The following is a 19,006-nucleotide window of genomic DNA, read 5'->3' on the forward strand; positions in this document are numbered from 1 at the left end:
CTCTCTGCGAAAGTTGAGTTATTATGAATGCCCGTTCTTCCGAAGTAGCTTCATGAAGAGCTTTTACTTCATAACTTCCTTGCCTCTCGTCAATGATGATCATTTCGGAATTATTCGCAATGTAGCTTTTTTCCTTGCCGACATAATAGGCGGTAACGTTGGGCAGGATCAATCTTTTATCCTTTTCGTACAAATCATAGCTGGCCGGCGACTTGGAGATAGCATACTTATTGCCATGAAATAAGGCTATATCATCATCTTTGCCTGGACCAAACCACAATCCGATAAAAAAGGCGATTCCAAAGATACAAATAATCGCAAATGCCGCTAAAGTACCAAACAGTAGCCCTTTTCCTCCGATCCTGCCCGCCTTTCGAAGCAACTTATTCATAGTCCAAACGCTCCTTTGACAGAGGATTGAATTCTTTTTTTTGAGTTTGGGGATCTGTGATAAAAGCGAAATCGAGCCTGGTAACATTAACATTATAGAAAAATGGAGTCCATTTAATAAACGAGATATCGCGTATCGCTACCTCAGCCCGTCTTCCGTTTCTCCATGCTCCAAGGATACGAGGGCATCGTCGAACGGTTGGCGAGGGAGGACGAGCATGGCGTTCATCTGCATTTAATCTGCCATGACGCCGGGTCCGCACCGGCTCGTTCGACTGCTGCGAGGCGGTCGTCTCAGACCATTACATGGACAACGTTCTGCTGCTGCTCGCGGTGCTGGAGGTGTGGCGTTACCTGGAGGAGAATCCAGCTTAAAAGATAACGAACGGGACCGGCGGATTCGTGTTCGTGCGAATTTTCCTACGTACATGCGGTCCATTCGCCGCTGGTGCGCCATGGTTACAATCCGATCACAGGGCTCCGATTCATGGGCACCGCTGTCTAACGAACCCAGGAGACCGCTATTTAGGTTCAAAAGCCCATTTTCGAAACTCTAACGAACTCCAGCGATCTTATTTAGGACCAATCGGGGTAAAAACGGGCTTGCGGCACGAAATAGCGTCTGTACGATTCGTTAGAAACGAAAATCTCTGATTTTCAGCCAAATAGCGTCTCCTCGATTCGTTAGCCGCTTTTTCCCATGGGCAACGCCTCTCATCGTTTTTTTTGCCGACCGCGCGAACCGATTCCGTCTTCCCCGGGTCTAATCGATAGAGAGTGGCGGCGGCTGACGAACGAAAGCGGCGGCGTCCGGAAGGGGAAGAGAAGGCATTGGAGTGGATAGACGACGTCATGAGAGCGAGAAGCGGGGACCCGGACGCGTTCGTTCGCTTGATGCGAGCGTTCGAAGCCGTTTTGTATCAGACGGCCCGCGCGTTCCTTCATTCGGACGAGGACTGCGCGGACGCGATGCAGGAGACGGTTCTTCGCGCTTACCGTTCGATCAAGGGGCTGAAGGAGCCGGCTTACTTCAAGACTTGGCTCGTTCGGATTCATATCAACGAATGCAAAAGAATGCTGCAATCCCGCAAGAGCTACGTTCCGCTCACGGAAGAGACGGATCCCCGGATCAACGAGGCCGGGTTCGTCGTTATGGAGCTGCAGGAGCTCGTCGACCGGCTCGAGGCTCCGCTTCGGACGATCGCCCGGCTGTATTACTACGGGGATCTGTCGGTCAAGGAGATCGCGGAGCAGCTCCGCCTGCCGGAAGGAACGGTGAAGTCGAGACTTCATCGGGCGAGAGGAATCCTGGCTTCGCTAAGCGGGGAAGGACGAGAGAAGGGAGTCGGTTGCTCATGAGAGAGTTCGGCGATGAAGACGCGCGCCTGAAGCAGGCGATGGCGAGAGAGACGTCGACGGTCCCCGCGGTCGTCCGGGAGAGGATGGAGCGGCTGTACGGCTCGCTGCCCGAATACGACCGCGAACGCAGAAGGCATATTCGTCGGCAGCGGAGCCTGCGGGTGGCGGGAATCGGCCTGCTCGCGGCGCTGATCGTCGCGGCCGGCTTCGCTTCTCCGTCCGCTTCCGAGTGGCTGCAGCGGCTCCCGGTTATCGGCTCCTCCTTCAGCTCGGCCGGAGATCCTGCACATAAGGAGCCCGCTCCGTCCGGCTTCGACAGGCAGACGGTCGTCGACCAGGGCATCGCCCTGACGCTCGATCGGGTCGTCTACGACGGGGCTCTGTTGACCGTACGCTTCGTGCACGAGCCGGGAATCCGGATCGAGCCGAGGCCGGAGATGATCGCCATCGACGGCAAGCCTTGGGATACGGGCATGGGCGACAGGTCCGAGAGCATCGGCGAGAGCTCGGAGGCGACGGTCTTCACTTTTAAATCGAGGGTTTCCCTTCCGGATTCCTTCGATCTGAAGGTCTATGTGAACGACGTCGTCGACGACCGCGGCGGCGAGAGGAAGAAAATCTTGGGGAACTGGGCATTCCAAGCGAAAATTACGGAATGGAGACGCAACGTACGCGAAGTGACCTATTCGCCCCCTCTGAAGGCCAGCGCCGACGGAATCGAGGTGTCGGTGACGGGGGTTCTCTTCAGCCCGCTTACGACGAAGGTATCGTACGAGCTCGTCTGGCCGGAGAGAGACGCGGAAGAGGCTGCCGCGCCGAAGGATAGGAATGATCCGCCGGCAGGCGAGAAGACGCTTCGGAAGGATTTGGTCTTCCGGCTCTTCGACGACCGGGGAGCCGAGCTGGAACCGCTGTCGGCCAGCGGCATGAGAGCAAGCGGCGGGCCGGCGAAGTACTCCGCCGTCTATGCGAATCTTCGCGAAGACTCCGGCAAGCTGCGGCTGTCCGTCGACGAACGGAGCGAGCTGTTGACGAGCGACGGCAAGGGAGGGGCTGCCTACTCCACTCCCGTCCAATCCCGAACGCTCCCCCTAACGTCGCCGCTGCCTTTGACCGTAGAGCTGGGAGAAGCGACCGTAACCTTCCGGAAGATCGACTTCAGGGCAGACCGAACGATCGTCGACTACGAAGTGAGAGGGGATTACCCTTACGAAGGAATAAACTGGTGGGTGGAGAACGCGGACCAATCGCTGAAGTACCCCTTCGACTCCGACAATGCGGTGCGGCTCGGCAGCGACGGCTATTCGTTCCGGATGGAGCTGCCGGCGTTGCCGGATCCGTCGAAGTTGAACCTGCGGATCCTCCGCTCCGCGCCTAACCGGTCTCCGATTCCGGGGCTGGACCTGGTTCTGCCGCTAACCGAATAATCGATCCGACAAGGCCCTCTCGAGCGCATTCGAGAGGGTCTTCTTGCGGAGGAGGGAGGCGGAAGGCAGCCGACGCGAAAACACTGCGATGATAATCCGTTCCTATAATGAGAGTGGCCCCGGCCAAGCCAAACCAAGCCGACGTCATCCACTACAACACGGGGAGAACTCGCCATGGACGTAAGACGCGGAATCCGCTCGTTATTTTCCAGCTGGAAGCTGCTGCTGTTTATTCTGATCTCGCTGCTCATGCTGTTCCTGACGTCGCTGCAAGGGTATATCGTCAGCTCGCAATCGACGCGCACGATCGAAGAGCAATATTCGCGGATCATCGCGGAAAATCTGGACTCGGTGTCGGTCAATCTGTCCAACTACCTCAACTACATCGACGACTTCGCCCGCTCGCTGTCGAACCACCCGGAGCTGATCGACGCGCTGCAGTCGGGCGGCGCGGCGGCCAAGACGAAGACGGAGCGGCAGCTCGGCGCCTTCTCCGACTATTATCACTTGCGGCTTCCCGTCAACATTCAGGTGTACGACAACCGGCGGAACGTCTACGCCTACCCCTCCATTAACGCCTGGGAGGAGAAGCGGCTGCTCGACACCGTGTCGGACTTCCCCTGGTTCGCCAACCGCGTCGCCCTCGACAATGATTTCCTTCATTGGAACGTCGCTTCCGATTTCCACGACGCCCCCTCCTCCGAAGCCTTGTACGTCAGCAAAAACATCATCCGGAACAACCGCTCCTTCGGGCTGCTCGTCATCGAGCTCAACGGCGCGTTGATCGAACGGATGCTGGACCGGGCGCAGATCAACGAAGCGAACCCGATCTTCATCTTCTCCGGCGACATGCGGACGCTGTTTCGCAACGAGCGGCTGCCCGAAGGCGTCGACGGGAGTTCGGCTTCGCTTCGCGACGTCTACCGGCAGGTCAGGAGCCTCGACGCCGGCGAGGGAATAGCGGACGTCCGGCTGTCGGGCCGGCCGTACCGGGCGTTGTACAAGCCCGTCGCGTCGACTCCCTGGACGATGGTGTCGCTCCTTCCGCCGGATTCGCTGCATGCAGACAGCGTGAGCATCTGGCGCATAACGGCCATCATGACGGGAATCTCGATCCTGTTCATCGTCGTCTTCTTCGCCATCCTGCATACGAAGGTGACGATGCCGGTCCGGCGGATGTCCCGGATCGTGGAGGATTCGGCTGCCGGCCGGGCTCCTCCCGAGAGCTACAGCTATCGCGGGTTCAAGGAGATCGAGACGCTGAACGGGGGCATCAACCGGTTCCTCGATAAAATCCGGGAACAGGTGGAGACGATCCGGCGCGGAGAGAGCGAGAAGCGACGGCTGGAGCTGCAGAGGCTGCAGGAGCAGATGAGGCCGCACTTCTGGCACAATTCGCTGAACGCGCTGCGCTTCCTGGCGGTGCTTCGCGGCGATTCGACGATGGCCGAAGCTCTTCTCTCCCTGACGAGGATGCTCGATTACACGCTGAGGAATACCGACGTTCTGTACAGCGCGGTAGAGGAGGAGATCGGCTACGCGATGAGCTTCGTCAAGTTTCAGGAGATCCGCGCGATGCGGTCCGTCCGCGTCGAGCTGGATGTCGACGAAGCCGTCCTGCGGGCCGCCATCCCGAAGTTTACGATTCAGCCGCTGGTCGAGAACGCGATCGTGCACGGCTTCTCGCCCCCGTTCGACCGCGAGCCCCGGCTGCGCATCGAAGGCCGGCTGCGGGGGAGCGATCTCGAGCTTGTCATCGCGGACAACGGCAAGGGCATCGAGCCCGCCGACGCTTCGGAGCCGCTCGGCCTGGAGCGCCGAAGCGGCCGGCCCCGGGCGGGAGGGCTCAGTCTGATCAATCTGCGGCAGCGGCTTCGGCTCGAGTACGGCGATCCGTACGGGATCGTTCTCGACAGCCGCCCGAACGAATCTACGAAGGTGACGATTACGCTGCCCTATCGAACCGGCGGTACTCTGGAACCGGAGAAGGAAGGAAGGTCCTCATGAAGGTCATGATCGTGGAAGACGAGATTCTCGTCCGCCTCGGCCTGCGCAAGGCGATTCCCTGGTCCTCGCTCGGCATGGAGCTCGTCTGCGAGGCGCAGGACGGGGACGAGGCGTACGAGCTGTTCAAGCGGCACCTGCCCGATATCGTGCTGGTCGACATCGAGCTTCCGAAGATGGACGGGCTTCAGTTTATCCGCTTCGCCAAAGGCCGGAGGGCCGATTCCCGCTTCGTCGTGCTGACGTGCCATCAGGACATGAAGTATATGCGGGAAGCGATTCAGCTGCAGGTGAACGATTTCATTCTGAAGTCGACGCTCGATATGGACGAGCTGTGCGCGATTCTGCGAAGCCTGTCCCTCGACGTGGCGCGGGATCGGGAGGCGGCCGAGAAGGCCGGGCTCGCGGGCCAAGCGGTCGCGACGGGGCAGGCGGAGCTTGCGTCGGCGGCCGCGTCGAATTCGTCGGATTCGGCGGAACGGGCGTTCTACGGCGAGCCGGGTACGCCGAATCCGACGGGCGAAGCGTTCCTCGAAGCGCTGCCGGAGGAGGCGCACAAGCTGCGGAAGCGGCTGTCGGAGAGCCTCGAGTCGCTGCGCTTCGCCGCCGCCCGGCAGCAGCTCGGCGAACTGACCGCGGAGCTGCGCAGGCAGCCGCGGGCGCATCCGCACGTCGTCAAGAACATGATGACGGAGTTCCTGTTCCGCTCCTGGTCCGCGTGCGAGGAGCTGCTCGCCGGCCGGCAGGCGGCCGATCACCGGCTCGTCGACCGGATTTACGCGGCCGCGCGGCTGGAGGAAGCCGCGGACTTGCTCGCGCGGGAGCTCGAGAGGCTGGAGGGCTCGCTCGCGCTGACGAATTCCGCGGAGGACAAGGAGAAGGTCGTCGCGCTCATCAAGCAATATATCAAGACGCACCTCGACCGCGAGGTGACGCTGCAGGAGATCGCCGGCGCCTTCTATATTAACAGCAGCTACCTGAGCCGGCTCTTCAAGGAAGTAAGCCGCGTAAGCTTCACCGAATTCGTCCTGTACGAGAAGACGGAGCTGGCCATCGTCATGATGAAGAATGGCAAGAGCCTCACCGAGATCTCCGAGAGGCTCGGCTACCTGAACCTCAGCTCGTTCACCCGAATGTTCAAAAAGGTGCGCGGCGTCTCCCCTTCCAAATATTCGGAGAGATAAACGAAAAGTCATATCCGGATAAAGACAGGCCTCCTTTTTACCCCCCGTTAACAAGGGCGATACGTCGTTTTGACGCAAGCGCCCTCCCCCTCGAAGAAGATAAACGATCGGTCATACGCTGTAGTCCCCCCGGGCCGGACAACCTCCTATCATGAAGATAGACAGCCTATCAACCAAGCGGGAGGAATGGAACATGAAAGTCGGCAACATCGCCGCCCGGCCGTTCAGAGGCTTCGCGGCGGCGGCGCTCGCGACGGCCATGATCGCGGGACCGGTCGGTTCCGCGTTGGCGGCTCCGGCGCAGACGGCGTCGGACATCCGGGGCAACTGGGCGGAGAGCACGCTGAAGAGCTGGGTTCAAGCCGGTCTGCTGCACGGCGATTCGAACGGACGCATCGAACCGAACCGTCCGCTTACGCGGGCCGAATGGATGGCGTTGGCGAACCGGGCGCTCGGCTATACCGAGGCGGGGGACGTAAGCTTCAAGGACTTGTCCGCGTCCGGCTGGGAATACGAAGACGTCCGGAAGGCGGTCAAGGCGGGCTACATCTCGGGCTTCGCCGACGGCACGATCCGCGGCGGCAGCCCCGTCACCCGGCAGGAGGCGGCGGTTATGCTCGCCCGCATGCTGGGGCTGGAAGCCGGATCGGCGGATGCGTCATCCCTCGCGTTCACGGACAAGGCTTCCATCGGGAGCTGGAGCCGGGGGGCCGTCGCCGCTCTGGCCGCTCGCGGTCTCCTCTCCGGCTTCTCCGACGGCTCCTTCCGGCCGCTCGCGGTTCTCACGCGCGCCGAAGCGGTCGTGCTGCTGGATAAAGCCAGGCAGAGCCATTCCTCGCCAGGCAACGGTTCGGGCTCCGGGAACGGGCAGCCTCCCGCGACGGGAGGAGAGAACGGCAATAACGGCAACGCCGGCAATGGCGGGGAGTCCTCCGGGGGCGGCAGCGCGAATCCGGGCGGCGGCACGCCGAGTGCAGGCGGAGGCGAAGGAGGCTCGACTTCGGGCGGGAACGGCGGCAACGATGGCAACGGCGGCAGTAGCGGCAACGGAGGCAACGGCGGAAGCGGAGGAGGCGGCGGATCGAGCGCCGCGCCTATTCTGACGTTCCCCGTCGTGAGCGACACGCACGTCGGGATCGAGGACGTCTCCGTCGACGCCGCGGCCAAGTTCGAGCAAGCGCTCAAGGTATTCAAGACGCTCGGCAGCTACAACGCCATCGTCGTCGACGGCGACATGACGGATGCCGGCACCGTCGCCCAGTACAAGAGCGCGATGAGCATTCTGAACGCGAACAAGCCGGCAGGCGCCAAGGCGATCATCTCCCCGGGCAACCACGAATATTACGCCGCGGGAGACGAGCTCGGCGGCGACAAATATGCGGCGGCCGAGCGCTTCTACAAGGAGACCGGCATGGACGGGAACGGCAATCAAGTCGAGCCCGTCGATCCGAAGACCGAGAACGCGGGCGTGTTCTACGACACCTGGGTCAAGGGCTACCACTTCATCGTCGTCGACCACGATCGCAGCGCCATGTCCGACGCCAAGTACGAATGGCTCAAGAACGAGATCGCCACGGACGAGAAGGGCAAGCCGGCCGATCCGAAGAAGCCGGTGTTCGTCCTGATCCACTATCCTTACAAGAACACCACGTACGGCAGCGAGGGCGCCGGCTGGAACAACCCGGCGGAATACGCGAAGTTCAAAGCCGTCATGGCGAGCCATCCGAACGCCATCCTTCTGACCGGGCATACGCATTACACGCTGGAGCACCCGAAGACGATCGACGCCAGCGACGGATTCGTCCGGATCAACGACGGGTCCACCGCGTTCGTTCAGGCGCACGGCTATGCCAACGACGACGACATCTACCTGGACAAGAACGTCTCGCAAGGCTTGCTGGTGAAGGTCTATTCCGGCAAGGTCGTCATCGAGCGGCGGGAGCTGGATCAGAAGGGCGCGCTCATCGGAACCCCTTACGTAATCGATCTGAAGGATCCGGTCCAATCCGCCAAAAAGTATTCGACGGACGCCGAGAACCCTTCCTTCAAGAAGGGGACGAAGCTGGACGTGTCCGGCGTCTCCGCGTCGTCCGCCACGCTCGCGTGGCCCAAGGCGACCGACGACACCAAGGTCGACTCCTATATCGTCGCCGTCAACGGCAAGCTGATCGGCGCGCCTTCGGTCGTCTCGCCTTACGCCGAAGCCGCGACCCATACGTTCGTCGCGAAGGGCTTGAAGCCGAACGCCTCCTACACCGTGTCCGTCAAGGCTCTCGACGCTTACGGGAAGGAATCGACGCCGATCTCGGCGACCTTCAAAACCTTGAGCGCCGGCACGGGCTACGACGCGCAGGCTCCGGACGTCCTCGATATCGACTTCGCGAACGTCTCCGGCAAGACCGTGAAGGATGCCGCCATAAACAAGAACGACGCCGTTCTCGAGAATAACGCCCGCGTCGCGGACGATTCCTTGTTCGGCAAGAAGGCGCTTGTCCTCGACGGCGCCGGGGCGAGAGGCAAGCCGACCTCGGTCGCCCGCGTGCCGTACAACAGCAGCCTGTTCACCCAAGACGCCTTGACGATCGAGACGGCCGTCTACGTCTCCCCGGACAGCGACTTGTCCAAGGACGAGTATCACATCCTGGGCACCTACGAGAACGGAGGCTATTACCTGTACTACTCCGCCGAAGACAAGAAGTTTGTTTTCGACACGCAGAACTCGAAGGATCCGGCGGAATCGGCCGTCATCGACAACGTCAAAGGCAAGGTGTTCTACCTGACCGCCGTCTACGAAGGCGATGCCGCGAACGGGTACAAGAACGGCTCCATCAAGCTGTACGTCAACGGGGCGCCGGCCGGCGGCAACACGACCTCCGGAGCGCTTCCGATCAACGAGAGCAACGACCTGATCATCGGCGGAGACGTGGAAGCGTACGGCGACGTCATCCATGCCTTCGAGGGCGCGATCGGACAGGTGAAAATGTACTCCAGGGCGCTCGCCCAAGAGGAGATCGCCGCCCATTACGACGCGTTCAAGAGCGGGCTGCCGCATGCGGGCAACGTCGACTTCTACGAGACGGACGACGCTGCGGTGCCGCAGCAGCTTCGGGATTACGCCCAAGCGCTCGCCGGAACGAAGACGATCGATTACACGTTCCCCTTCCAGCCTTCCGCGCTTGCCGTTCTCGGGCAGGACGGCGCGGTCAACGTCTTCGACGACGAGGGCCGTCTATGGACCGGTTCGGGGACGACGCTGAAGCGCTTCGACCCGTACGCCTCCGATGCGAGCTCGGCGGAGACGTTCCCGGAAGGCGACTACTTCAAGGGAACGATTCGGGCCTTGCTGGCCGACGACCGGGCGGTATGGGTGCTGACCGACCAAGGCGTCTCGCGCATTCGTTATTCCTAACCGACAGGAGGGTGAACCCATTGAACGTACACAAGTACGCCAAAAGCCTGACCGCGCTTCCGCTCGCGGCGATCTTCGCCCTGGCCGTTCCGCTGCAGGCGTTCGCGGACAACAACCTGCCGCTGGACACCTCTTATAAGGCCGCCGTTATCGGCGACACGTACCAGAAGGCGATGGACTACTACAGCCTGGACGAATTCAACGCGTCCGCCGACTTGACCGACGAAGCGCGGAAGGCCGTGCTTCAAGGGCTGGACGCCTCCCAGGCGGTTCCGGCCGACCGGGAGATCGTCAAGACGGTCGGAGCGGACCAGGTGACGGCCTTCGCGCAAGCGGGCGACACGCTGTGGATCGGCACGACGAAGGGGCTTCAACGGATCAACGTCAAGGAAGGCGACAAGCGCGATTATACGCAATACTTCGCCGGTCCCCGCTATTTGTACAACGGCGACGACCAAGTCACCGGCCTCTATCCGGACGGAGACAACGGCGTCTGGGTGCGGAACTCCCGAGGGATCGTCCATATCCAGATGACGAAGCGCTCGCTTAAGGACAAGGCGGATACCTACGAGCAGCTGACCAAGGCGGTCAACGACCGCTTCGGAATGATCGGCGAGGACGTCGCGTATTCCCGCAGCGGCGACGAGTACGCGGGCCGTCCGACGACGAACGACAACGACGGCTTGTGGACGAGCGAATACGCCATCGGCGAGATCTACCGGTATTTGACCGCCAAGCAGGAGGGCGACGCCGCCGAAGCGGCCGCCGCCAAGGCGGACGCGACGCGGGCGGCCAAAGCCGTCATGCTGCTCGCGCAAGTCTCCGGCCGCGGGAACGGCTTCGTGGCCCGCTCCTACATCATGGAGGGCGACGCGCAGCCGAACGGCTTCTGGTTCAAGAAGGTGAAGGCGGAGGACGGCTCCGCGTACGGCGTCGCCGTGGACACGTCGGACGCCGGGAAGAAGGATACGCTGGCGATCGCCGATCCGGACCTCGTCGCCGAAGCGAAGGCGGCGTACAAGGCCGCGACGGGCAATGATTACGAAGCCGACTACCCGGGCAAAGACATTTTCCCGGTCATCAAGAGCAAGAGCGACGGCAGCGTCGTCTGGCAGTTGAAGTCGCCGATCGTCGAAGAAGTCGACCCGATGCTCGCCGAGCTGTACGGCGGCAGCGAGAACGATTATAAGGTCATCTACAAGGCGGACACGTCCTCCGACGAAGTGAACGGCCAGATGGCGCTGCTCTACTTCGCGGCCAAGTATCTGTTCGACGGGACGGGCGAGGAAGACGCGCATCTGAAGGAGCTGGCGATCGAGTTCGCCGACCGGATCGTGAAGGGCATCGTGACGAACGGCTTCGCGATGATCGACGCCACCGGCAACCCGACGACCTGGGCCCGCTGGAACGCGACCTACTTCGCGCCGCAGATCGACTACACGCTCAATACGGAAGGCGTTCCTCCCGGCGAATACGAGGGCGGCTACGAGAGCGACGTCAACGCGGACGAGATCGTAAGCTTCGTCAAGACGGCGATCTACCTGACTTCGCTCGACATGGACAAGTACGGCGAAGACAACGCGTTGTTCCGCGACGTCTACGACAAGCTGTGGACGCCCCGCTCGGACGGCGGCAGCTACGACAACAACGACGCCAGCTACACCGACGAGACGAGCGGCATCGGCTATATCGACATTATGAAGCAGTACATCGAGCGGAAGCGCAACGTCCTGTCCAGCGACTTCGACGATTATCCGGGCATCAACAGCGCGATTCACGCCAGCGGGAACTGGCGGCTGGCCGTCAACTTCTCCGACGAGAACCTGTTCGCGGTGGCGTTCCTGCCGCTCATCGACATCGAGATGAACGAGGATCCGAATTCCGACCGGGTCGCGCAGCTCCGCGAAGTGTTCGATCAATGGTGGGCGAACATGAAGGACGAGAACAATCCGTTCTACATCTATCTGTACCAGAAGACGTATCCGGAACGGACGGACGCCGACCTGGGAACGGCCGCGTGGGCGCTCAGCCGCATGCCGCAATACCGGGTCAACTTCCCGGTCAACAACAGCATGCGGAAGGACGCGCTCCTCGTGAAGTACTTCAACTACCGGGACTACACGAAGATCAACGGAGACCGCAAGGGCGTCGTCTCGACGAGCCGCCCGCTGCCTCTGGACGAGACGGACACGCACAAGTTCAATTCGAGCCCGTTCACGGCGTTCTCGGGTTATACGAACGCCACGGTTCTCAACAACGATTACGTCGATTACACGAAGGTCCAATACAACAACGTCAGCTACGCTTCGGGTTCGATGGAGAGCGGAACGTGGTTCCTGCTCCCGTATTGGATGGGCCGTTATTACGGCATGTTGAAGGAACAACAATAAAGGATTTCGAGGAGAGAGACGAGAGATGAACGGGAAGCGCAAGGGAACCGCTCTCCTGCTGGCCGGCAGCCTGATGCTGCTGTCGGCCTGCGGGAACGGAGCGAACGGCAACAGCGAGAACGGCGGGAGCGGGAATGACGGCAGTCCGGCCGCGTCCGGGGCTTCGGCATCCGCATCGGCTTCCTCTTCCGGGGGCGATAGCGGGAAGAAGATCAAGCTCGTTTTCTGGAACACGTCCTACCCGACGATCGACGAGAACGACAAGACGAAGAAGAAGGAAGACTTCTATATCTACAAGGCGATCGCCCGCTACGAGGCCGCCCACCCCAACGTCGAGATCGACATCCAGGACATTCCCGACGGGACGAACGCGATGACGAAGTTCCAGACGGCGGGCATCGCGAACAACGGCCCCGACGTCACCAACCTGTGGTCCGGCAACTACACGATGGACCTGAAGGCGTTCATTCAGCCGCTGAACTCCTACCTGCAGCAGACGGACATCGACTCGATGACGGGCTGGAACGCGGTCACCGAGAACTTCGCCGATTCGGGCACAATCTACGGCGTTCCGGACGGAAGCGACGGCACGATCGGCATTCTGTACAACAAGAAGCTGTTCGCGGCGGCCGGCCTCGATCCGGAGAAGAGCCCGCCGACGAGCTACGACGAGTTCGTCGCCATGCTGAAGAAGCTGAAGGACAGCGGCGTCACGCCGATCGGGTCCGAATCGGACGGAGACTTCGTCTACTTCCTCGACTACTGGTTCGCCCAGACGGTCGGCACGTCCGGCATCAACGACATCGTCAACGGGAAGCTGAACTTCAACAATCCGAAGCTGCTTAAGGTGATGCAGGGCTATCTCCAGCTCTACAAGGACGGCTTCGTCACGAACGACCAGCCGCAGACGCAGTTTTACAACGGCAAGGTGGCGCTCATCTTCGGCGGCTATGGCTACCTGAACGACGCCCGCGCCGCGCTCGGCGACGACCTGGGCATGATGAAGATTCCGAACTTCAGCGATGATGTCGTTGTCAAAAACGGCGGGATCGGCGGCACCGGAGCCGACTTCGTCGTCTCGAAATCGTCGCGCCACCCGGAGGAAGCGGTCAAGTTCATCCTTTTCCTCGTAAGCAAGGATGAGCAGATCGCCCGGTTCAAGGACGGCTACGGCAAGCTGCTGAATATCAAGAACGCCGACGCGAGAGAGTTCGCGGACGATCCGTTCGTCATCAAGCAGCAGGAATGGGCCAGCGAACCGTCGACCATCTTCTGGCCGGACAACATCTACCCGTCGGAGCTGTCGGACTACATCAGCTCGCTGAACGCGCTCGTCATCAAGCAACAGCTCGATCCCGGCGACTTCCTGGCCAAGCTCGACCAGAAGCGGGACGAGATCAACGCGCAGAAATAGGCTTGCCGATTCTCCTTCCAGGCCTTCATCGCTTGCCGTGAAGGCCTCATTTTTTCCAATAAGAGAGGCTTCGCCGCCATGCACTATCGCACGAGAGAATCGCTCTCCGGCTATCTGTCGCTGCTTCCGGCGTTCCTGGCGCTGGGCGCGATCGTGTTCTACCCGATGGTCAACACCTTCTATCACAGCTTCACGAAGTGGAACGGAGCCGACTCGCACTGGATCGGCTTGCGCAATTACCGGTTTATCTTCTCCAACGGAGAGCTGTGGACGCTGCTTCGCAACAACGCCGTGTTCCTGCTGTCCATTCCCGGCATTCTCCTGCTGTCGCTCGTCGTCTCGGTGCTGCTGTTCGAGGAGGTTCGCGGCTGGCGCTTCTTCCGGTCGCTCTATTACATCCCGACGATTCTGTCGTCGGTCGTCGTCGGCATGCTGATGAAAATGATGTTCGCCCCGTCCGGCGTCGTCAACGAAATGCTGCGCGCGCTCGGGCTGACCGACGGGACGACGGAATGGCTGTCCCGCGCGCCGACCGCGTTCCTCGTGCTTATCTTCTGCTTCTACTGGCAGACGCTCGGCCAGGGGGCGCTCATCTTCCTGTCCGGCCTGTCTTCCATATCGCCCGAAATCTACGAATCGGCGAGCCTCGACGGGGCCGGCTGGTGGCAGCGGCTGTTCCGCATCACGATGCCTTCCCTCGTGCCGACGATCGTTTATTTTACCGTGACCAACGCCATCTATTGCTTCATCGGCCTGTTCTCGCTCGTCTACGCCGTCACCCAAGGCGGGCCGGGGCGGGAGACGACGCCGATCGATTACATGATCTATATCAAGGCGTTCCAATCGCCCGATCAGCTTGGCTACGCCAGCGCGCTCTCGATCGTGCTGTTCGTCATCGTGCTGCTGGCGTCGTGGGCGCAGATCCGGTGGTCGCGCCGGTATCAAGAGTAGCCGGATTCGCGAGGTTAGATTGCTAGGTTAGAGTGATAGGTTAGAGTGATAGGTTAGAGTGCTAGATTAGATTGCTCGGATAGATTGCTGGGATAGGGAGTTCTTTGCTATGGCCAAACGCAAATCATTGCCCGTTCGTCTCGTCGTTTATCTCGTGCTCGTCGCGATCGCCGTCGTCGACTTCTACCCGGTCGTCTACATGGCCGTGAACAGCTCGCGGACGGCGGTCGACTTTTTCCGCGATCCCGGGGGCTTGCCCGCCCCTTGGTACTTCGACAATTTCAAGGCGCTGTACTATCGGTTCGACGTCCTGCGCCTGTTCGGCAACACGCTGGGCGATACGGCCGCCGCGTTCGCGCTGGCGATGGCGCTGTCGATTCCCGCGTCGTTCGCCTTCGCCAAGATCCGGTTCCGGTACCGTTCCGGCCTCTACATGACCGTCATCGCGACGATGACGATTCCCGGCATCACATTCGTCGTTCCGAACTTCCTGCTGATGTCCCGGCTCGGGCTCGTCGATCATCCGGCTTCGGTCGTCATCATGTGGGCGGTCACGAGCGTGCCCTCCAACATCTTCTTGCTCGTCGCGCTCATGCGGGGAATTCCCGACGAGATTCTGGAGGCGGCGAAGGTGGACGGCATCTCCTATGTGCAGACGGTCGCGCGCATCGTCCTTCCGCTGTCGGTACCCGGCATCGTGACGCTGGCGATCTTCAATACGACCGGTTGGTGGAACGACCTGTTTACGCCGCTCATTTTCCTGCAATCCGATGAATGGAAAACGATGACCGTCGCGGTGGCGACGATTCTGAAGCGGTTCGACACCGATTACCCGCTGCTGCTGGCCGGGCTGTTCATGACCTCGGTTCCGCCGATGCTGATCTACGTCGCGCTGCAGAAGTACATCAAGAGAGGACTTGTGATCGGGTCCGTCAAATAAGGAATGGAGGTTGAATGACGATGGCAGCTATGGAAAGGGAAGCGAGGGACGCGGTCGAAGCCGGGGAGGCCGGGGAAGCCGTGGGAGCTGCGGGAGCTAGGGGAGCTACGGGGATAATGGGGACGATGCATACGACGGAGTCGAAGCCTCTGCGTCTTGGCATCGTCGGGGGCAACCGGGGCGGCCGGTTCAAGCGGACCCTCTCGTCGCTCGCATCGCTCGTGCGGCTGGCCGCGATCTGCGACGTTCGGGAGGACGTCGTCCGAGAATGGCAGGCCGAATATCCCGGACTCGCCGGCTATACGGAGTATAACCGCATGCTGGAGGACCCGGGAATCGACGCCGTCCTGCTCGCCAGCCCGATGCTGCTGCACGCCCGCCAGGCGATTCAGGCGCTGAACGCCGGCAAGCACGTGCTGAGCGAGGTCGTCGCCGCGCATACGCTCGAGGAGACGTGGGAGCTGGTCGAGACGGTAGAGAGAACCGGACTGACTTACATGCTCGCGGAAAATTATGTTTTCGAACGAACCGCCATGACGGTTCAGCGGATGGCGGAGAGCGGCGTTTTCGGCGAGATCACCTATCTGGAAGGCGGTTACATTCACGACTTGCGCCACGCCGTTCACGCCGGGGACGGCACGCTGACATGGCGGGGCGAGCTGCACCGCGACTACGACGGGATCAATTACCCGACGCATTCGATCGGCCCGCTGGCGAAGTGGCTCGGGCTCGGCCTCGAAGGCGGGGACCGGCTGGCGGGGTTGTCCGCCATGACTTCGAATTCGCGCGCGTTGCGGCGTTATTTCCAGGATCGGTTCGGCTCCGGCCATCCGGCCGCTCAGGAAGGCTTCTGGAAGCAGGGAGACTCGGCCGTCGCGCACCTGACGACGGAGAGCGGCGTGCTGATCGCGCTTCGGGTCGACTGGACGTCGACCCGTCCGCACCATATGCATCAATACGCGCTGCAGGGGACGGAGGGCGCTTACCTGTCTCGCCGCCACGAAGACGAGGAGGATCTCGTCTGGATCGAAGGGCGTTCGCCCAAGCGGAGGCCTCCGTGGGGAGGAGAGCCGGAAGGCGTCTGGGAGCCGCTCGGCCGCTATCGGGCCGAGTTCGATCCTCCGGCTTGGGCCCGGTTGGATCGGGAGTCCGGCGGCGATGGCGATAGCCGCGGCGGCTCCAACCGGCTGGTGCTCGAGGAGTTCGCTTTGGCCGTCCGGGAGGGCCGGAGGCCGGCGATCGACGTATACGACGCGGCCGAATGGAGCGCGATATTCCCGTTGTCCGTGGAGTCGCGCGCACGGGGCGGGGCTCCGGTGTCGTTCCCCGATTTTCGCGGGAGAGAGAGGAGACGTTGAAGATGGCGGAAGATAGGCAGGACGAGCAGCAAGAAGTGAAGCTGGGAGAGAGGCAGGGGGAAGTGCGGGAAGAGAGAAGGGGTAAGAGGCTGGAAGAGGGGCAGAGCAAGGTTCGGGAAGTTAGGTTTGATGAGGGGCTGGATGTGAGGCAGAGTGATGGGCGGGAAGAGAGACAGAGCGGGAGGCGGGTTGAGGGACGGAGAGAGAAGCAGGGTGAACAGGATGAGGTGCGGGAAGTCAGGCGCGATGAGAGGCTGGATGTGAGGCGGGGTGAGGCGCAGGATGCCAGGCATGATGAGGGGCTGCTGGATATGAGGCAGGGGGAGGTGCGGGAAGAGAGGCTGTTGCCGCAGTTGGTCATGCGGAGAGAGGGTTTGGCCGAGCTGCCTCCCATCCGGCTGCCGGAGCCCGGGTACGAGCTGAGAAGCTTCCAGCCGGGGGACGAGGAGCATTGGGAGCGGCTTGTCGAGAAGGCGTTCGGCTGGCGGCGCGGATTCCGGGAGCGGATCGCGTCTCATTATTATTTTCGGCCGGACCGCGTGCTCTTCGTCTGCCATGACGGGGTGCCCGTAGCGACCGCGTGCGCCTGGCAAGAGACGGAGTGGGGCGAAGACTGCGGGTACTTGCACATGGTAGGCGTGGACCCGGCCTACGCGGGGCAAGGCCTGGGCTATGCGGTCAGCCTGGCCGCCCTGCATCGGATGAGGCTCGACGGCAAGGATCGGGTCGTTCTGGAGACGGACGACTTCCGGTTGCCGGCCGTCAAGACGTACGTGAAGCTGGGCTTCCGCCCCGACGCGCCGACAGAAGAGCTTCAGGCTCGGTGGCGGGAGGTGTTCCGGAAGCTGAACTTGCCTTACGGCGTGAAGGTGTCGTCCGCCACGCGCCCGGGCAGCGCCGCGGCCATGAACGAGGACGCGGTGGTCGTCAACGCGGAAGCTCACGTCTACGGCGTCGTGGACGGGGTATCCGCCATGCTCCCGTACCGGAGCCCGGCGGGGCTCTCCGGCGGGGCTATCGCCGCTCGCCTGCTGGCGGAGGAGCTGGTGGCTCCCGATCCGGGACTTGATCTGCGCGAAGCGGTGCTTCGGGCCAACGCGGAGCTGATGCGGCGCATGGAGGAAGCGGGCGTCGACGTCGCCGGCAAGTGGAAGCGGTGGGGCGCGGTGTTCGCGGTCGCGAAATGGTGCGGCACCCACATTGAATACGTCCAGAGCGGCGACTGCATGCTGCTGGCCCGTTACCGGGACGGAAGCGTGCGAGTGCTGACGCGCAACCAGGTCGCCGAGTTCGATCTGCAGGCGCTGAACGCGAAGCGGCGGCTGCTCGAATCCGGCGGGCTGACGGGCGAAGAGCTCTCCGCTAGGCTGAAGCCGATTTTCAAGTGCAACCGCGACAAGGCGAACGCGCCGGACGGCTACTCCGTCATGAACGGCGATCCGGCGCTGGCCTACACGATGGAATACGGGCGGCTGTCCCGGGCCAACGTCGTACGGCTGTACGCGGTGACGGACGGCATGTTCCACTTCATCGAGAACGACGAAGATCCGCGCAAGTGGGAGAAGCTCGCGGACGCGCTGGACGAGCAAGGCCTCGAGCCGTATATGGACGAGCTGGAGCGGCAGGAGGAGCTCGACGCGTCGTGCGTGAAGCATCCGCGGCACAAGAAGTCGGACGACAAGTCCGCGGTGATCGTGGAGCTGCCCGGCTGCTGAGGGCGAGCGCGGCCTTGTCGAAGCCGGGCGCGGCTTGGTTTGGCTTAGCTTGGGTATTCGATATCGGACGAGAGGGGGCCGCAGCCCCCTCTTTATTCTGTTAGGCCTCCTACTTGGCCAGTTGTTCGATACGCAGCCGAGCCTCTCGCATGATGCCCGCTAACCAATGACTCATCCGACGCGCTACCCATTCTATCCGCATGATTCAAACTAACTAATTCAAGATTCATCCGTTACAGCACCCGAACCTCGTACAAGCCTCCCGTTAACTGGAGTTTCATCCGTTACAGCACCTGAACCTTGGACAAGCCTTCCACGAACTGAAGATTCATCCGTTGCAGCACAATCCATCCTCCTCTCCAAAGCAGTCTCCGGCGGTCTCAATACCGCAATACCGAAAAATTCGGTATTCAGAGCCCCAAGACGTGCCGCGAGTCGTCCCAATCGGTTCGGCCCCCTAATTCC

At 61.6% G+C, this 19,006-nt stretch carries 12 protein-coding genes; 11 read left to right on the forward strand and 1 reads right to left on the reverse strand.

Annotated elements, in window-relative coordinates; all coding sequences use genetic code 11:
- Nucleotides 1–391, reverse strand: a 391-nt coding sequence (locus tag H7B90_RS30045) for a hypothetical protein (RefSeq protein WP_185139594.1), incomplete at its 3' end; no start/stop codon positions are given.
- Between the two features lie 830 nt (nt 392–1,221).
- Here H7B90_RS30045 and H7B90_RS30050 point away from each other — a divergent pair.
- The 11 genes from H7B90_RS30050 to H7B90_RS30100 all read left to right on the forward strand — a co-directional run bounded on the left by H7B90_RS30050 (nt 1,222) and on the right by H7B90_RS30100 (nt 18,541).
- On the forward strand, nt 1,222–1,749 hold the full coding sequence (locus H7B90_RS30050) for an RNA polymerase sigma factor (RefSeq protein ID WP_185139595.1): 528 nt from the start codon (nt 1,222–1,224) through the stop codon (nt 1,747–1,749).
- A complete protein-coding gene (locus H7B90_RS30055) occupies nt 1,746–3,176 on the forward strand; it encodes a DUF4179 domain-containing protein (protein WP_185139596.1) in 1,431 nt (476 codons plus the stop codon). Before H7B90_RS30050 ends, H7B90_RS30055 begins: the two co-directional genes overlap by 4 nt.
- 174 nt (nt 3,177–3,350) lie before the next feature.
- Complete coding sequence (locus H7B90_RS30060) at nt 3,351–5,183, forward strand: sensor histidine kinase (RefSeq protein WP_185139597.1); 1,833 nt, start codon at nt 3,351–3,353, stop codon at nt 5,181–5,183.
- Nucleotides 5,180–6,364, forward strand: coding sequence for a response regulator transcription factor (locus H7B90_RS30065; protein WP_185139598.1), 1,185 nt, complete (start codon nt 5,180–5,182; stop codon nt 6,362–6,364). The genes H7B90_RS30060 and H7B90_RS30065 overlap by 4 nt, the downstream gene beginning before the upstream one ends.
- A gap of 193 nt (nt 6,365–6,557) precedes the next feature.
- Complete coding sequence (locus tag H7B90_RS30070) at nt 6,558–9,773, forward strand: S-layer homology domain-containing protein (RefSeq protein WP_185139599.1); 3,216 nt, start codon at nt 6,558–6,560, stop codon at nt 9,771–9,773.
- Nucleotides 9,774–9,793: 20 nt separating this feature from the next.
- Nucleotides 9,794–12,163, forward strand: a complete 2,370-nt coding sequence (locus tag H7B90_RS30075; RefSeq protein WP_185139600.1) for a hypothetical protein — start codon at nt 9,794–9,796, stop codon at nt 12,161–12,163.
- Between the two features lie 25 nt (nt 12,164–12,188).
- A complete protein-coding gene (locus tag H7B90_RS30080) occupies nt 12,189–13,577 on the forward strand; it encodes an ABC transporter substrate-binding protein (RefSeq protein WP_185139601.1) in 1,389 nt (462 codons plus the stop codon).
- Nucleotides 13,578–13,655: 78 nt separating this feature from the next.
- Nucleotides 13,656–14,528 (forward strand): carbohydrate ABC transporter permease, encoded by an 873-nt coding sequence (locus H7B90_RS30085; RefSeq protein WP_185139602.1) that lies wholly within the window; start codon nt 13,656–13,658, stop codon nt 14,526–14,528.
- 109 nt (nt 14,529–14,637) lie between these two features.
- Complete coding sequence (locus H7B90_RS30090) at nt 14,638–15,468, forward strand: carbohydrate ABC transporter permease (protein ID WP_185139603.1); 831 nt, start codon at nt 14,638–14,640, stop codon at nt 15,466–15,468.
- A 20-nt stretch (nt 15,469–15,488) separates the two neighbouring features.
- On the forward strand, nt 15,489–16,826 hold the full coding sequence (locus H7B90_RS30095; protein ID WP_185139604.1) for a Gfo/Idh/MocA family protein: 1,338 nt from the start codon (nt 15,489–15,491) through the stop codon (nt 16,824–16,826).
- 2 nt (nt 16,827–16,828) lie between these two features.
- Nucleotides 16,829–18,541: a GNAT family N-acetyltransferase gene (locus H7B90_RS30100; RefSeq protein ID WP_185139605.1), complete on the forward strand. Its 1,713-nt coding sequence runs from the start codon at nt 16,829–16,831 to the stop codon at nt 18,539–18,541.
- Nucleotides 18,542–19,006: the final 465 nt, after the last annotated feature.

Origin of the sequence: Cohnella xylanilytica (genome assembly GCF_014212175.1) — a bacterium.
Classification (GTDB): Bacteria; Bacillota; Bacilli; order Paenibacillales; family Paenibacillaceae; genus Cohnella; species Cohnella xylanilytica.

Coding starts and splice junctions, on each gene's coding strand:
- H7B90_RS30055 (WP_185139596.1), top strand. CDS start 1,746: ATGAGAGAGTTCGGCGATGAAGACGCGCGCCTGAAGCAGGCGATGGCG.
- H7B90_RS30060 (WP_185139597.1), top strand. CDS start 3,351: ATGGACGTAAGACGCGGAATCCGCTCGTTATTTTCCAGCTGGAAGCTG.
- H7B90_RS30065 (WP_185139598.1), top strand. CDS start 5,180: ATGAAGGTCATGATCGTGGAAGACGAGATTCTCGTCCGCCTCGGCCTG.
- H7B90_RS30070 (WP_185139599.1), top strand. CDS start 6,558: ATGAAAGTCGGCAACATCGCCGCCCGGCCGTTCAGAGGCTTCGCGGCG.
- H7B90_RS30080 (WP_185139601.1), top strand. CDS start 12,189: ATGAACGGGAAGCGCAAGGGAACCGCTCTCCTGCTGGCCGGCAGCCTG.
- H7B90_RS30085 (WP_185139602.1), top strand. CDS start 13,656: ATGCACTATCGCACGAGAGAATCGCTCTCCGGCTATCTGTCGCTGCTT.
- H7B90_RS30090 (WP_185139603.1), top strand. CDS start 14,638: ATGGCCAAACGCAAATCATTGCCCGTTCGTCTCGTCGTTTATCTCGTG.
- H7B90_RS30095 (WP_185139604.1), top strand. CDS start 15,489: ATGGCAGCTATGGAAAGGGAAGCGAGGGACGCGGTCGAAGCCGGGGAG.
- H7B90_RS30100 (WP_185139605.1), top strand. CDS start 16,829: ATGGCGGAAGATAGGCAGGACGAGCAGCAAGAAGTGAAGCTGGGAGAG.